We start from the raw sequence: 15,629 nt of genomic DNA on the forward strand, positions 1-15,629 counted from the left end.
AGAAGATGCCACAAGCTACAACTTTTGATGCCAAGTCCGTCACGGTGACGGTAGGCGGTGTGTTTCTGACGGGGTTCGCTGAATCCATGGTCGAAATCGAAAAGGATGAAGACAACTACGAGGTCAAGGTGGGGGCGCAAGGCGATACCGTGCGGACAAAGGTAAATAATCCACTCGGTACCATCACGGTTACGCTGCTGCAGACAAGCCCGCAAGTGGCGTACCTGGACAAGTTGGCCAACACCGGTGAGCTGGTGCCGGTATCGGTCATCAATGCCGGACCGCCCAAAGAGACGGTGACGGTTTCGGAGGCGTTCATTAAAAAGCCTGCATCCCGCAGTTATGGCAGTGAAGCGGAGGACCGCGAGTTTGAATTCCAGTGCATGGACATGTTGTTCAATTAATCAAATACAAAATCTAAATTAGAAAAGGATGATTATCAATGGCAAACTTCAAACAAAAGAAATTCACAGCTAAAAACGGGACGGTGTATACCTTCCAGCATCCGGGAGTACGGAACGTCACAAAGATTACGGACCGGGTGAAGAACAAACACGGCGTCCCGTTGGATGAAAGGCTGGCTGATGAAATGTTGACCCATGTGGTGGTCGAACCGAAGGTGCGCATGGAAGACTTTGAATCCTACACCGATTTGACCGAAGTGGTAAGTGAGGCCTTTGCCTTTATTACCGGCAGAGAACAGGAAACAGCCGATGACGATCAGCAACCAGGAAGCTAAAGAACGCGCAAGGCGAAATTGGCTGCAGTGGCGTCTGCTGCTTAGTGATATGTCCATCACTTACAGTGATTTAGATCTGATGGACGATGACGATATCTTAGAAGCAAACGCAGCGCTGGATTTGTATATGGAACAGCAAAAGAAAATGGAAAAACGGAAATAGACGTCCATCATCGGGCGTCTTTTTTGCTGTTTCGGGAGGTGATACCACATGGCTGGCGGAATCATCGGGAATTTGATGTATGCCGTAGGCTTTAAGGTCAATACGAATGGGCTAGACGATGCAGAGAAAAAAACGTCCATGCTGACCAAAAGTGTGGTCGGACTTGGCCTGGCTGCATCGGTAGCAGCTGCAGGGATTGGGATTGCCGGTATAGCAGCTGCTAGTGATTTTGAAAAATCGATGTCTCACATCCAAATGGCCACGGGCGCTGCTGCAGAGCAGATGGAAGAGACGCGCGAAATCGCAAAAGACCTTTATGCGCAAAACTTCGGATCGGATTGGCAGGATCTGGGCAACTCGATTGCAAGCGTGCAACAGATTACCGGAGAGACCGGGGATGAGCTGGAAAGCACAACCCGGAATGCATTGCTGCTCCGGGATGCTTTTGGCATTGAGGTGAACGAGTCCGCGCGTGCTGCCAAGACGATGATGGAGAACTTCGGCATCTCATCCGAAGAAGCGTTTAACCTGGTGGCTCAAGGGACACAGAAGGGTCTTGATTTCTCGGGTGAGCTTATCGATACCATCAATGAGTATTCGCTGCAGTTCAAGGCGCTTGGTTTTGATGCTAACGAAATGTTTGATACGTTGGCGGCGGGATCTGCAGAGGGCGCATTCAATTTAGATAAAGTAGCGGATGCCGTCAAAGAATTCGGTATCCGGTCCAAGGATGCCGGAGACAAAGGCGCGATTGAAGCGTTCGAAATGCTCGGACTCAATGCCGATCAGATGATGCGCACCTTTGCCGCTGGCGGACCAGCTGCGAAAGATGCATTTACGCAGATTACCCAAATGATTGGGGATATTGAAGATCCCGTAGCACAAAACACCGTAGCGGTGGGTTTGTTCGGGACCCAGTTTGAAGACCTGCAGAAAGATGTCATCACGGCTATGGGGTATGTGGATAGTCAATTTGATATGACCAAAAACAGCATGGCCGAGCTGAATAAAATCAAGTTCAACAAGCCGGGCGAGGCTTTTGCTATGTTCGGCAGGCAATTAGAAACCGGTATCCTCATCCCGATTGGGGAAAAGATGCTGCCGTTTCTGAATCAGTTTGGCCAGTGGATGTCCGATCATAAACCACAAATTGAAGCGATCGGGAATGCGATCGGGGATACCATCGGGAATGCGATCACGTTTGTAGCCGATAAGGCCAAGGCCATATATGAATTTATCAGCGGCAATTGGGAAGCGATCCGGGAAACGGTCATGGATTTGGGTATTGCCATGATTGCCCTAAAGGGAACCTTTGTGGCTATGAAGATTGCCAAAACGATTACGGTACTCATGAAGGCATTCCGCGCCGGTACGCTGGTGGCCACAGCGGCCCAGCTGGGTCTGAATGTGGCGATGCTGGCAAATCCCATGACCTGGATTGCTGTTGGGATTGCCGCCGTCATTGTCGGCATTGTGTTATTGATCCGGCATTGGGATAAGGTCAAAGCGGTCATGGGCCGGGTTTGGAACTGGATGAAATCGGTATTTGGTGTGATTGGTTCCTGGTTTAAAGCGCGTTTCAATGAGGCCTATACCGGCATTGTCGGTGCATTTGGCAAGGTGGGTTCTTGGTTTAAAGGTATTTGGGAAGGAATTAAAACTGTCTTTTCGAGTGTCGGTTCATGGTTCGGTGGAATCTTTACTGGAGCCTACCAAGCGATAGTCAATGCGTTTGGGGCTATTGGCGGTTGGTTTAGATCCAATTGGGAAGCCACCAAAATGGTCTTTTCCACGGTCGGGACCTTTTTCGGCAATATCTTCACGGGTGCGTATGAATCTATCAAAACTGCATTCGGCGGCGTCAAAGATTGGTTCGGTAGTCTATGGGAAGGCATCAAAGGCGGTTTCACGGGCTTTATTAACACCATGATAAGTGGCATTAATAGACTCATTAATGGACTCAACAAGATTCAGATTTCCCTTCCGGACTGGGCAGGCGGTCAAGAGTTTGGCATTAACATTCCGAACATTCCGATGTTGGCCAAAGGTGGTATCGCTACCGGGCCAACACTGGCCATGATCGGGGAAGGAGCCGAGAGCGAGGCAGTATTGCCGCTCTCCAAATTGGAGGGCTTGCTGCAGCAGCCGCGAGCGCCAAAAGAGGCCCGTCTTGAACCGGCCGCGCCCGCGCGTTATACGCCGACTACTGCCGCGATGCCACCGATTGAAATTACGATCAACGTTCCAGCGGGTTCCGGTAATGGCGGAACGGCAGCTGCAGAACATACGGCACAGGTGATTGCCGCCGAAGTTAAACGCCAGGTACAAGAAATCTTTGAAAGTGCCGGGCGCATCTTGAACGTACAGGGGGCGGCGATCCATGGCAACAATTAACGGGCAGTACATTTTGATTGAAACCGAGGACCCGGTATATGCCAACGAGGTAACCGAGCAGCCGGTGGAAAAAGGGGTTGCCATCTCGGACCATGTGCAGCGGCTTGGTCGCTCGATGGCGCTTAGTGGGTATGTGGTGGGTCCGAATGCATCGAAGATCCGGGCGGACCTCATTAACCTGTCAGACAAGGGCAAACTGGTCAGTTATGTTGGCCGGAATGCTTTTGTTGGGGTTATCACGGATTTATCCACCAGCCACACCTACCAGGTAGCCAATGGGTACGCGATTTCCTTCACATTAAAAGAGATCCGCGTGGCAGAAACATCAGCTGCAGGCAAACTCCCTGCCCCTGTTCGTTCCCAGGCTGCACCGATTATCAATTCGGGCACCAAAAAGAAAAAATCGAAGACCAAGAGCAAATCCGGTAAAAAAAGCACGTCCAAGAGCAAGAAAGAGAAGGAAGTAACGCAGAAGGTCAAATTTAAACCAGGAAGCAAGTGGGGGTGATTGGGAGTATGGAGTATGTGGACATTGAAAAGGAATTGATTCCGTACCGGTTCGACATCGACATTGCCGAAGAGACGTATACCTTTGAGGTCCAATACAATGCAGAGCATGACTTTTTCACGGTCGATCTTGAACAAGATGCCGAAGTGCTGGCGGTCGGGGTCAAGCTGGTCTATGGTGTGCCGTTATTTGGAGATATCCAGGATTCCCGATTCCCCGCCTATCCGCTGCTGCCGCTGGATTTGGCCGGAGAAAGCCAAGCGGTTACCTGGGAAACATTGTCCGAGCGCGTATTTCTGTATGTGATTGATGAGGGGGCGGTGAGTGATGGCTAATTTCGGTCGTGTGGTGGAAGTGATGGTAGCCGGGATGACCTTTTCCATGGACAAGTTCAACATAGAAGGCACCGTCCCTTTTGATGATGATACCTTGCCTAATGAGTCCGAGATTAAAATATGGAACCTCACAGCCGAGACCATTAATAAAATCAAGCGTGGCGACACGCTGATGATAAATGCCGGTTATATTGGGGATGTGGGTGTCATTCTCCATGGATTTGTTTCAGCCGTGCGCAGTCGCCGGGAAGGCGTAGACAAGGTGACATCCATCTATGTCATAGATAGTGAGGATCTGAGCAAGCGCACCCTGAAAGACGTCAGTTACAAAGAGGGGACGTTAGCCAGCTACATTATCAAGGACATGGCTGGCCAGATTGGATTGCGGATTGCTCAATTTGAGCTGGTGAGGGATTACCGGTATATGGACGGTTACACTGCATCCGGTGAGGTAACCGGCATTATTGCCAAAGTGGCGGAAGACTGCAAAACTGCAGTGTATATCAATAAAGGTCGTTTATATATCCGTAACCTCAAGCGTGGTGCTGACAACCGTTTCAAACTCTCTGCAGACACGGGGTTAATTGGTGTGCCGGAATATCAGGAGGATGACGAAACCAAGGGCTATCAAATTACCTCACAGCTGCAGTACCGAATAACAACCGCATCCGTGGTAGACCTGATCAGTCAAACCTTCACAGGTCGTTTGTATGTTCGCAGCGGCGCCCATACGTTTTCAAGAACCGGAGACTTTACCACCGCTATGGAGACCATCTTATGAGCCGGAACGACCCAGCGGGGACGCTGGCCCGGCTCCTTAACGGTCATACAGGTAAACAGTCAGGCGGTATTCACGTTGCGGCCATCTGCCGCGTGCTGTCCTTTGATTCATCGACCTGCAGGGCAACGGTGCAGCCGCTGATTCGCAGCGGTAAGGACGATCCGGCCCCGATTACGAATGTGCCTGCAGTCGGACACCGGTATTCGGTCAATAACGGAGCCGAGCAGGTATACAAGCCTGTTCTTCACACAGGGGATGTGGTGCTAGTGGTGTATGCCGATCAAGAGATTAAAAACGGATTGGCCGGACAAGTGGCCAGCCCGGACAGCTTGCGCCAGCATGATAAAAATGATGCGGTGATCATCGGGATTTTCCCCGGATCACTGTAGGGGGGAAAGCGATGCAATCATTACGGCTATCTGCAGGGGATTTGGTTCTGGACGGGGATGAACTTGTCTTGGTAGATGGAGCTGCAGAACAGGCTCAATGTGTTCGGATTACATTGGGGACGAATAGAGAAGAATGGTTTCTTGATCCTGACTTGGGGATTCGTTTTGAAACATTTTTAGGTAAGGGGCTAAGTCAGGAAGAAATGATTGAGGAACTTCGTCAAGGTATCCACCAATTGGATTTTATTGATACAGTAGATGAGATTTCAATAAGTCAAGATCCGAAAACACGCAAGCAGCTCATCACGTTCATGGCCACCACCACAGATGGCGAAACACTGAATCAGGAGGTGGAACTAGATGGCATTGGATCGAACGGGCTTTAAGCGTGAGCGCTTCGAGGATGTGTTTTCCAGTATGGAAGAAAAGGCCCGCGAAACCTTCGGGGAAACAATTAATACGTCAGCACGGTCACCGCTGGGTATCATCTTGCGTATTGTGGCCTGGGTAATAGCCAGACTTTGGCAGGATACGGAAGACGTTTATAACAGTGCCTACGTTAACACGGCGGAAGGGACCAGCCTAGACCGGCTTGGACCGTATGTGGGCGTAACCCGAATTATGAATCAATATGCCGTAGGGAAAGTGGAGATAACCGGAACGCCGGGATATATCGTGCAGGCCGGGTTTCGGGTGGCTGCAGGCGAACGGTACTTTGAAACCGATGATTCCGTAACCATCAGCAGTAATGGAAAGGTCATGGCCAACATCACAGCGATTGAACCAGGGCAAACAGGCAATGTGGCTGAAGGTATGATTACCGATATCGTGAATCCGAATGCCGATGTCACCGCGGTTACGAATCCGGCTGCAACCGGGGGCGGACGTGAGAAGGAAACCGACCAGGAGTTCCGGGACCGCTTTTCCCTTTCCGTTGCTTCGGGGGGTTCAGGTACCGTGGATAGTATTCGCGGGGTTCTCTTATCGGTTCCGGGTGTGCGTGCTGCAGCAGTTATTGAGAATACGGCCAAAACACCGGATGCAGAGGGGAGGCCGGGGAAGTCATTTGAAGCATACGTTTTGGGCGGTCAACCGGAGGATGTCGGGGCCGCAATTTTTGCCAAAAAAGCAGCTGGCATTGAACCTTATGGAACAGAGAGTGTTACGGTGACGGACCTCGCGGGTTATCCGCATGAGGTCCGTTTTTCGTATGCTCGCGTGGAGCCGGTGAGGCTTCGGGTGACGGTGACCAAAAACAGCAGCTATCCCCTTGACGGTGCGGCCATGATAAAGACGGCCATGATTAAATATATTGGCGGCGAAGACGCGGACGGCCAGCTGTATTCCGGACTTTCTATGGGGGCGCCGGTCATTCATGCACGTCTGGTGGCCACCGCGTTGACCATTCCCGGTGTGGTTGATGCTACCGTAGAAGTTTCTACGGATGCCGGTTTGACATGGCAGGAGGGCAACATACTTATTTTGCGCCAATCCGTGGCCCAGGTGGATGCAGACTCCATAACGGTGGTGGAAATATGATTAAAGAATTATTATCCCGCCTGACGGACGTGTACAGCAAGGATACCCAAAGCAATATCGGAAAGCTGATGGCTATCTTTGCCCATGAACTGGAACGCCTGCAGGCCACGCAGCAGCGTGTCAAAGCATGGCGTGATATTGACTTGGCCGAAGGGACCACACTGGACCGGATCGGGGCCAATGTCGTGCAGTCGCGCGGCGTGGCCACCGATGAAATTTACCGGATCTTGATCAAGTCCAAAATTGCCCGGAACCTATCCCAAGGGGACATTAATACTATCATTCGAGTATTATCAACGGCGTTAAATGTACCACCATCTGAAATCAAGATTGCCGAGAAATACAATGACCCGAATGATCCCGAACCCGCCGCGATTAGCATCATTCAGCTACCGCTTGCGCGAATCAATGCAGTGGGGATGAGCGCTTACCAGTTTGCCCGGATCGTACAACGGACGGTGGCAGCTGGCGTGAGGGTGGGCATTATCGAGCTGACAGGAACCTTTGCGTTTTCAGCGCTGCCGGATGAAATTGAAGTCGATGACAAGGTCGGGTTTAGTGACCTATCCGGGAGTATAGGCGGTTATTTGGGTGCCGTTTATGATCCAGCAGATCATGTTGATTTACCGATTTAAGGAGGGATACCATGAGTTTCACTGAAAAATTGCCGGATTGGGGCAACCCGGGTACTGAGCCGCCAGAAAGTAAAAAGCAAGCTGGTTTTTTGCCCAGTGAGAAGCCCCCGGCCGATTGGTTTAATTGGTTGTTTAACCGTGCTTATAAAGTCCTAGAAGAAATCAGAAGTAAAGTGGAGCTTATCGGCAATAAAGGGAAGCCGGGTGGATATGCCGGTTTAGATAGTACCGGTAAAATCCCGCCTGAATTGTTACCTGATGGACAAGAAATCGTCTTGCCGGACGCTTCCCTAACCGAAAAGGGGATTGTGCAGCTCTCTAATGCTACAAATGGTATTAGGGAGAATGTGGCCGCTACAGAGAAGGCCGTGGGGCAAGCTTTTCAAGCTGGCAATGAGCGGAAAGCGGAAGTGGTTGCCGCGCTTGTTGCCATTGGTGTACAGGCATCCACAAGTGAAACATGGGCGCAGCTCATACCGAAGATAGCGGCAGTTATCCGGGCGACGGGGGATGCAACGGTATCTGACGTAATTGCAGGTAAGGCGTTTAGTAATGCAACAGCGAATGGCTTAACAGGGAACATCCCTGATAGAGGCGCTGGCGGTATTGTTACACCGGGCGCAACAGATCAGACGAAAGCAGCTGGACGGTACACAACAGCGATTACGATAAAAGGTGTTCCGGTCCCTGCTGACAAGGTTTTGACGGGCACAACCATTGCTGGAACTGCTGGCACGATGGCGAACCGAGGTGCTGGCGGGCTTATCATACCGGGAACGACCAATATCACAAAACAGGCAGGATACTATTCGTCTGACATCATCATCCGGGGAGAACCAAATAAAATCCCTGCTAACATCAAGCAGGGCATAAGTATTGATGGGGTAACGGGTACATTGAAGCCAAATGTTTCTGGACAGGTTCAACTAGCTCTTGATACAGGAAAGGCACCTATATGGAATCAAACAAAACTTCATGATCTAGTTACAGTCCCTGCAGGAACGACTCTGATTAATTGGGGTCGTAATGGAGCTTCACCATATGGCAGTATTGAAATGACATCAAATGGTAACCCAACAAATAGATATATCGAACTAGTCAATAATGGAAATATAATTCCGATTTATAGTATCACTGAGGTGAGCGGACTTTACAATTACGACTATTTATATGTTGACCTTAGGGCAATGTCTTTCTTCCTCATTTATTCCGGTGCCGCCCAGATGTACAATACGCTCACCGGGGTAATAGATCATAATCTTCCAACAACTCTGCGTATACGGATTGTGGAAGATCGGGGATCAAACATAACCTATAGAGTAACAGCTTCTGGTATTTTGCATTATGCATAGTGTTAAATGAGGAGGTGCAAAAATAAATGTATGTAATTTACGATATATGGGATGAGCAAAAGAATATTGGTAAGGTCAATTCAATATTGGAAAATCCACACGAGCAACAACTGGTTGACAATGGGGTTGAGGTAGAAGAAATACCTCTACCTGAACAACACGAGTCTATGAGACCTGTATTATTTATAAACCTAAATACGAAAGAGATGTATTATCAATATTGGTCCATACCTGAAAGACCACCAACCCTGCCGGAGGCTGTCATTGCCTTGCAGCAAGAAAATGTTGAGTTAAGACAGGCGATTCTTGAACTAACCATGATGATGGCAGCGCCACAATAACACCCTGAAAGGAGGTGACAAACTTGACGTTTACCAAGGATAGCGCACTCGTTAAGATTTGGTACGGCGCCGTTTTGACTGGTCAATATACGATTGATCAGGTACCGCGTCTTTCTAACCTGAAAGAAGTTGTAACTGAACTGGTCAATGGTGTAACAGCCTAACTGACACGTCACTCATGTGAACGTGTCTTTTTTATGCCCCTGGGTGGTCCGGGGGCATCCATTATAATTAGGGGGAATTCACTTGGATAAATGGAAAGCAATATTCAGCTCAGCCGGGGCCGTCTTGGTCCCGGTTTTTGATTTTATGTATGGTGATAGTGAAGCCGTAATCGCCATTATGACCGCCTTGCTCTTTTTCGTCATTATGGATTGGCTCTCCGGGGTTCGTGCCGCGAAGCTCGATAATACGTATGGCAGCCGGTACGGCTTGGATGGAGTAGCACGGACGTTTTTTATTTTATTGCTCCCAGCTGGTGGGCACCTCCTGGATGTCGTTTTCAATCTGCCGGGAATCATCTTTGGAGCGCTGGCTATCGGGACACTGTATCATGTGGTGCAAAGTATGACGGCTAACTCGATCCGGGCGGGTTGGGGCGACCATCTACCATTACCGGTTTTGAACGCGATTATCGATTGGGTGAAGTCGGAGCTGGATAAAAAGATTCAACGTGCAGAGTCACGGAAAGGGGGAACCACTAAATGAAAAAAGTCTGGATCGATTGCGGTCACGGCGGTAAAGACCCAGGAGCTGGTGCCAACGGGCTTCAAGAAAAGAACATTGTTCTAACACTTACACTCGAAATCAAAAAGCAGCTGGAACGTGATTATGAGGGCGTTGAAGTTCTACTCTCTCGGTCAACGGATGTATTCCTTGAGTTGTCCGAGCGGACAAATGCAGCGAATAAAGCAGGCGCAAATATCCTGGTATCGCTCCATTGTAATGCAGGTGGTGGAGATGGAGGGTTTGAGTCTTTCCGTTATACGAGTGCTTCGACTGCTTCACGTTCTCTGCAAAACGTTCTTCATACCGAGATTGTGGCAGCTTTGAGGCCTTATAACATAATTGATCGTGGACAGAAAGCGGCGAACTTACACATGTGCCGTGAATCTAAGATGCCAGCAGTCTTAACAGAAAACCTGTTTATCGATGTTACAACCGATGCGACAAAGCTTAAACGTCAGGATGTCATTGATGCGTTGATTACAGGACATGTTAACGGGATCGCTAAATACCTGGGACTTCAGAAGAAGAAAGGTGCCGCAATTGTGAGCGATAAGGTAAATGTCATCGTAAACGGGAAACAGATCAAGGAAGGTAAACTTGAGAATGGAGTGACCTACGTACCGCTTCGGGCCATCGGTGAGGCGCTGGGAGCAAAAATTGGCTGGGACAATAAAACAAAGACGGCAACCATAACAAATAAGTAGTATACGAAGACCCTACTTGCTAGGTGCTAGTAGGGTCTTTTATTTGTGTATGGTTATGTATTATCATCAAGTCCTAATAACTTCACGCAGTAGTCACAGTACTCCAGATAATCTTCAGATTGTGTTTCAGCATACAATTCCAAACCGCAATGAACGCATTTTCCACCGCGATTACTTTCCCATACTGTCGAGAATTCAACCACTACAGATAAGTGTTTAACTTCAGTGATTGGTACCCAAGTAACCCCAATATTTTCAGTCCTAATTTTAATGCGAGTTGGGTCAATACTTTCTTCAGGTATACCGAGTATATTTTTATTGTCTTTTAGAAAAACCACTATATGGTGTTTATTATGTATCGCCCGTTTCAGATCCTTCGACCACTCTGATTTCATAGGTTCCCATGTCACCACCTTTCTATATTGATTTTCCCATCTATTCGACGAAGGGATTTAAAAACCTTCATTGCAACGAGAACATTAGCTTGGTTATAATACAAACAAACGTTCCTATTTCACAGGAGGTATTTAATCATGCTGCCGGACTCTGAGCGTAAATTACTCCGAATACTGATCAATTACCCGAGCCCTGTACATAAAAGCCGGATGCCTGATTTTAAACGGTTAGAGATGATGACCGGACGGAAACGTCCGGATTTAATAAGAGGACTCCAGTACTTGGAGGACCAAGGCTTTATAGTGTGGCCGGAAAAGTCAACGACAGAGGGAATCCAGATCATCCAGACAGAAGTGCTTGAGAAATCGGCGTCGAGAAAGAACAATATAGACTACTGGACGAAGTACTAATAATCCCAAGCGCTTGGAAAATTGAAGACCCTACCGGCTATGTGCTGGTAGGGTCTTCTTTAGCTTATTCTAAATTATCTATCGCGTATTGCGCTTCTTCCTTAGTAAATTTTTCACCGTATTCAGAAATCAATTGATCGTAAATAGCATCATCTGACATATTCATAGATTCTGCATACTGTTTCGCTTTTATTAATGCATTTTCTTTCCAATCGAATACAATGTTATCGATAGCATATTGAGCGGCTTCTGCAGGGAAATTCTCTCCATATTCAGAAGTCAATTGATCGTAAATGCCTGCCTTTGACATACTCATAGCTTCCGCATACTGTTCCGCTTTTATTAATGCCGATTTATGTTCCCTAGGGACATCAGCTTCTTTTGGTTCCTCTTTTGGTTCCTCTTTTGGTTCCTCTTTCGGTTCTTCTTTTGGCTCTTCTTTTGGTTCTTCTTTTGGTTCTTCTTCTTTGCCATCCACTTTGCCACTTGTTTGTTCAACATTTTTCGCTGTGGTATCAGGCTCAGAAACTACTTCCTTGTCCGGCGCAGCTTGTTTTGGATCTTCTGAATTTCCAAGATTACCTATGACGCCAACCACAATAACAATAAGTACCCAGAACCACCATTTCTTATAAAGCGGCTTCTTCAAAACGTTCTTCCCCCAATTCTGAGATATTATGACAAACAATAGTCTATCAGAACTAGGTAAATATTTCTACTTAATTGAATTCAAATGAGATATTACGCAAAAATATCTATTTTCTGGGTTGACGAATAGGAAGAATTAACTGATATTTGAATTGCTTATGAAGTTTATCCATAGATTCTCGACCCGTGTTATAACAAAAAATTCGAATTTTGAAAGGTGATGTTTGAGATTGGAAGTTTATATCGGAACAACAAGTCTTGAGGAATCTAACGATTTTCTACGGAGATTGTGGGCGGAACTCGCCAAAGAATTCGGTAAATGCGCGTGGAACTATACTCCGATCAAAAAGGAAAATAAAATTTTTCTTGGCTGGATAGATATAAATCAAAATAAAAGTATGTATGTCCAAATTAGCTTTAAAAAGAAAGGGACAATTAATACTATTTCATTGAAATATTCGAGTTCTGGAATAGATTTATTATGGGATGGTGAGGATGTACCAAAAGATTCAGAGTTATACAGAAGAATTAATGCGGTAATAAAAAGAGTTAAAAATGGGATTAGTAGAAATGTAATTTCTTTTAAAATTGCTATAAGTTCTCAATTTCCTCTTTGCTCCTATGTCGGGGAGAATTTCAGCATTGAGGAGTTAGGGAGCGGAAAGACGGTGTTTATTTCGAGAGTAAAAGCTTATGACAGTAATCAAGGTAACGGTTATATGATTAAGAAGAGTAATGAGCTAATCGATTTTTTATCAGTTGAAACAAATTCACAATTCAATACTACAAGTTTCCCGGAAAATGAGATTGTTGTTGAAAATCAAGTTGAGGTCTTTAATGAAGAAAGTGATTTTATTGATGGTTTATCTTTAGTCAGTAAACAACTAGTAATTTCGAAAGAAGGAAAAGCATTCATTGACATTTTTACTTCGCCAGATGAAAGAGCACCTGAGGTTGAGTTATTTTTGAATGCTTGTAGTCACTTTCATGCAGCAAGGACAATAGAACAAACAATGTATGAGCGGCATGACATAGGTATAGTTCAAGTAAATGGCAAAAATAAAACTGAATTAGCATCAACGCTATACCTTTCCTCCTTAGAAGTTGCTACACTGATCGGTTTTAAAGAAGAGAAATGTGAATGTTGTGGTCAGAGTAAGTATAATATCACTAAAAGGGTTCGAGAAATGGTGAGGAAATATCTCCCTGAAAATATAGCTAAAAATTTCGTTCGATACTACGACATGAGATCCAAATATTTACATAAGGGATTACGCATGATTAATGATACACCTACTGAGACCTCAATCCCACTTCTTGATCCTGATGATCCTACTGGGTGTAGTTATCCAATTAAAATTCCAATACTTAACCTCAGGGAGTATGTAAGTTATTGTTTGAGGCATTTTTATAAGGACTATTTTATCAAAAGTTTGTAGTTGAGTCTGGCAATGACACTGTTCTTAATCATTATGAAAATAAATAGTAAAAACGCCTCTAATCACAGGAGGCGTTTTTAGTTTGTAGTATTATTTATTAAGTAACAAATGAACTAATGATAAGAAAAATCCACCATAATCGCTACCCTATGACTTTACTGGGCTTTTATTCGATAGCCGCCGAGGGGACTTCCTCAATGATAGGATGATAAAAACAGTTAACTTTAAATCGGCTAACGGTTTTTATCTTTCCACTGAAGGTATTCTATGAGTGCCTTCAATAAAGAATTCGATACTAAAAAAGGGAAAGTTAATACATTAAGTAAGTCTGTAAGGAAGTTGCGCGAGAAAAAGTTATGACCTAAATTCTCAACTATATCGCGAGGGAATAAAGAGCGCATGCTTAGGTTACCGTCGAAAATAAAGGATATTAATGTTACAGAAATGATTAAGAAATAAAGCGTGTTATTTACTTCAAGCGACACTTTTACACTCTCTCGAAACTTTGTATTCTTCCAGTTCAAAAGAAGAAGCAAACATGATACAAGTGGGACAATAAATAATAGAAAGAGAATCAGAAGCATACCGATTAATAGATTGTTCTCAAGATTAAATAAACGAACAGTAATTCCAATAAATATCATTATGTAGAATGAGACTAACAATGGTTTTACAATTAGCCAGACACTAATATTAAACCAGCTAGAATTGTTAAGGGGCCATAATATAGAAAAGAAGAGAAATAAATTTATAGCTAACCTTATCCAAGTGAAATTTAGAAGAGTATCCAATGTTATTACTGAAAAGAACAGTAAATTCAATAATATATCGTAGTTAATAATTTTCCTCAATGTGCTGCCCCCAGATTAGATAGATATGTAATCACAACTTCACTTTAAAGCTACCATAATGAAGTAGGTGTAAGAAAGAAGAATTAAAAGAAAATTTACAATATTTACTACAATTCACTGAATATACATTAACGGTATAATCAGTAGGAGGTGATTTTATGTTTATATCCCCAATGTTACTTGAAACTGCACATAGCCCTTTCAGTCATTCAAACTATATATTTGAGCCGAAGATAGATGGCCACAGGCTTTTATTTTCACAGCAAGACGGGAAGATCCGACTGTATACCCGACATGAGACAGATTGTACACTGCAATATCCCGAGTTGCTTCATACTCTTGACGATGACATCATCCTAGATGGTGAAGTCGCTTGTACGGACCCAGATACCGGCAGTGTTGATTATGAAATGGTCATGAATCGGTTTCAAGCCAAGAAGGCAGATAAGATACAGCATCTAACAACTATTCAGCCAGTCACATATGTTGTATTTGATGTTTTGCAGTACAAAGGTCAGGACCTACGGAAGATGCCACTAATGAAGCGTAAAGAGATCCTGAGCGGCATACGGATGCCAAATAAATACTTTGGAGTCATACCTTTCGTTGAGGCTGCAGGTGAGGCATTATTCACTCAGCTGGAAGCTCAAGAGCTTGAAGGGATGGTTGGGAAAAAGCAGAACAGCACATACGAAAGCCGCCGATCCTCATCATGGCAAAAGGTTATTAACTGGACTTACGTTGAAGTGTTCATCACAGGGTACCGTAAAGAAGAGTTCGGATGGTTGACTTCAGTTATCACGGAATCGGGGCGACTGCGGCCGACTGGGATCATCGAGCTCGGAGTTCCACCCAAAGCGAAGGGAGCTTTCTATGGTGTGAGTCAGCAGCTTGTGACAGGTGAAGATAAGAATTTCGTCCACTTGGAGCCGCGGATCAGGGCCAAGGTCAAAACCCGGAATTGGACAAAGAAAGGTATGTTGCGGTCGCCGGCGTTCGTGGAGTTCGTGGTCTGATTGAAAATGAAGGAATGATCAAGCTTGGTATATATAATGTAATTCGTGATCCTTCATAATAAGTAAAAAAACGCCTCCATATAAATGGGGGCGCTTTAATTTACAGTATTTATCAAAAAGTATGAGGGTTGCGATTGAAAACCAGTTTTGCCACCTTAATTGCCACCCTGAATAAAAAAAAGAACTAAATCCCTGTAATAAACGTTGCCGTTACAGGGATTTAGTTCGGGAACCTCCGAAGAGATTCCCTCATGGGAGAG

At 45.7% G+C, this 15,629-nt stretch carries 21 protein-coding genes; 19 read left to right on the forward strand and 2 right to left on the reverse strand.

Translation table 11 applies throughout. The features are described from left to right. The first annotated feature begins 5 nt into the window (after positions 1-5). The 16 genes from DP091_RS29705 (at position 6) to DP091_RS29775 (ending at position 10,609) form a co-directional block, all read left to right on the forward strand. A complete protein-coding gene (locus tag DP091_RS29705) occupies positions 6-404 on the forward strand; it encodes a phage structural protein (RefSeq protein ID WP_113061630.1) in 399 nt (132 codons plus the stop codon). 38 nt (positions 405-442) lie between these two features. Further along, positions 443-739 (forward strand): hypothetical protein, encoded by a 297-nt coding sequence (locus DP091_RS29710; RefSeq protein ID WP_113061631.1) that lies wholly within the window; start codon positions 443-445, stop codon positions 737-739. Further along, positions 714-902, forward strand: a complete 189-nt coding sequence (locus tag DP091_RS29715; protein ID WP_113061632.1) for a hypothetical protein — start codon at positions 714-716, stop codon at positions 900-902. Before DP091_RS29710 ends, DP091_RS29715 begins: the two co-directional genes overlap by 26 nt. A 48-nt stretch (positions 903-950) precedes the next feature. Beyond that, on the forward strand, positions 951-3,296 hold the full coding sequence (locus DP091_RS29720) for a phage tail tape measure protein (RefSeq protein WP_113061633.1): 2,346 nt from the start codon (positions 951-953) through the stop codon (positions 3,294-3,296). After that, entirely contained in the window at positions 3,283-3,804 is a 522-nt protein-coding gene (locus tag DP091_RS29725; RefSeq protein WP_113061634.1) for a phage baseplate protein, read from the forward strand. Before DP091_RS29720 ends, DP091_RS29725 begins: the two co-directional genes overlap by 14 nt. An 8-nt stretch (positions 3,805-3,812) precedes the next feature. Next, positions 3,813-4,139, forward strand: a complete 327-nt coding sequence (locus DP091_RS29730) for a phage baseplate plug family protein (protein ID WP_113061650.1) — start codon at positions 3,813-3,815, stop codon at positions 4,137-4,139. After that, positions 4,132-4,920: a phage protein gene (locus tag DP091_RS29735; protein ID WP_113061635.1), complete on the forward strand. Its 789-nt coding sequence runs from the start codon at positions 4,132-4,134 to the stop codon at positions 4,918-4,920. Before DP091_RS29730 ends, DP091_RS29735 begins: the two co-directional genes overlap by 8 nt. Then, a complete protein-coding gene (locus DP091_RS29740; RefSeq protein ID WP_113061636.1) occupies positions 4,917-5,309 on the forward strand; it encodes a Gp138 family membrane-puncturing spike protein in 393 nt (130 codons plus the stop codon). Before DP091_RS29735 ends, DP091_RS29740 begins: the two co-directional genes overlap by 4 nt. Positions 5,310-5,320: 11 nt before the next feature. Further along, positions 5,321-5,695 carry a contractile injection system sheath initiator gene (locus tag DP091_RS29745; RefSeq protein WP_113061637.1) on the forward strand — a complete coding sequence of 125 codons (375 nt, stop codon included), beginning with the start codon at positions 5,321-5,323 and terminating at the stop codon, positions 5,693-5,695. Beyond that, positions 5,670-6,848, forward strand: a complete 1,179-nt coding sequence (locus DP091_RS29750; protein ID WP_113061638.1) for a baseplate J/gp47 family protein — start codon at positions 5,670-5,672, stop codon at positions 6,846-6,848. The genes DP091_RS29745 and DP091_RS29750 overlap by 26 nt, the downstream gene beginning before the upstream one ends. After that, a complete protein-coding gene (locus DP091_RS29755; RefSeq protein WP_113061639.1) occupies positions 6,845-7,483 on the forward strand; it encodes a hypothetical protein in 639 nt (212 codons plus the stop codon). Before DP091_RS29750 ends, DP091_RS29755 begins: the two co-directional genes overlap by 4 nt. Before the next feature lie 11 nt (positions 7,484-7,494). Beyond that, positions 7,495-8,835, forward strand: coding sequence for a tail fiber protein (locus tag DP091_RS29760; RefSeq protein ID WP_220091189.1), 1,341 nt, complete (start codon positions 7,495-7,497; stop codon positions 8,833-8,835). A 26-nt stretch (positions 8,836-8,861) separates the two neighbouring features. Beyond that, positions 8,862-9,176 carry a hypothetical protein gene (locus tag DP091_RS29765; RefSeq protein ID WP_113061640.1) on the forward strand — a complete coding sequence of 105 codons (315 nt, stop codon included), beginning with the start codon at positions 8,862-8,864 and terminating at the stop codon, positions 9,174-9,176. Positions 9,177-9,199: 23 nt separating this feature from the next. Then, positions 9,200-9,340 (forward strand): hypothetical protein, encoded by a 141-nt coding sequence (locus DP091_RS31535; RefSeq protein ID WP_181469958.1) that lies wholly within the window; start codon positions 9,200-9,202, stop codon positions 9,338-9,340. A gap of 82 nt (positions 9,341-9,422) precedes the next feature. Continuing rightward, positions 9,423-9,884, forward strand: coding sequence for a phage holin family protein (locus DP091_RS29770; protein WP_113061641.1), 462 nt, complete (start codon positions 9,423-9,425; stop codon positions 9,882-9,884). Beyond that, entirely contained in the window at positions 9,881-10,609 is a 729-nt protein-coding gene (locus DP091_RS29775) for an N-acetylmuramoyl-L-alanine amidase (RefSeq protein WP_113061642.1), read from the forward strand. The genes DP091_RS29770 and DP091_RS29775 overlap by 4 nt, the downstream gene beginning before the upstream one ends. A 53-nt stretch (positions 10,610-10,662) precedes the next feature. Here DP091_RS29775 and DP091_RS29780 read toward each other — a convergent pair whose 3' ends face one another. Continuing rightward, complete coding sequence (locus tag DP091_RS29780) at positions 10,663-11,004, reverse strand: hypothetical protein (protein ID WP_113061643.1); 342 nt, start codon at positions 11,002-11,004, stop codon at positions 10,663-10,665. Between the two features lie 138 nt (positions 11,005-11,142). On the opposite strand from DP091_RS29780, the gene DP091_RS29785 reads away from it, so the two are divergent. Then, entirely contained in the window at positions 11,143-11,415 is a 273-nt protein-coding gene (locus tag DP091_RS29785; RefSeq protein ID WP_113061644.1) for a hypothetical protein, read from the forward strand. Between the two features lie 64 nt (positions 11,416-11,479). Here DP091_RS29785 and DP091_RS29790 read toward each other — a convergent pair whose 3' ends face one another. Further along, positions 11,480-12,064 (reverse strand): Ltp family lipoprotein, encoded by a 585-nt coding sequence (locus DP091_RS29790; protein ID WP_220091190.1) that lies wholly within the window; start codon positions 12,062-12,064, stop codon positions 11,480-11,482. A gap of 229 nt (positions 12,065-12,293) precedes the next feature. Here DP091_RS29790 and DP091_RS29795 point away from each other — a divergent pair, with 229 nt between their 5' ends. Continuing rightward, the gene (locus tag DP091_RS29795) at positions 12,294-13,502 is read left to right on the forward strand and encodes a hypothetical protein (RefSeq protein WP_113061645.1); all 1,209 of its coding nucleotides are present in this window, start codon (positions 12,294-12,296) and stop codon (positions 13,500-13,502) included. A 1,009-nt stretch (positions 13,503-14,511) separates the two neighbouring features. Continuing rightward, a complete protein-coding gene (locus tag DP091_RS29805) occupies positions 14,512-15,369 on the forward strand; it encodes an ATP-dependent DNA ligase (RefSeq protein ID WP_113061647.1) in 858 nt (285 codons plus the stop codon). The last annotated feature ends 260 nt before the right edge of the window (positions 15,370-15,629 follow it).

This window comes from Paenibacillus sp. MDMC362 (assembly GCF_003269305.1).
Classification (GTDB): Bacteria; Bacillota; Bacilli; order Paenibacillales; family Paenibacillaceae; genus Paenibacillus_AQ.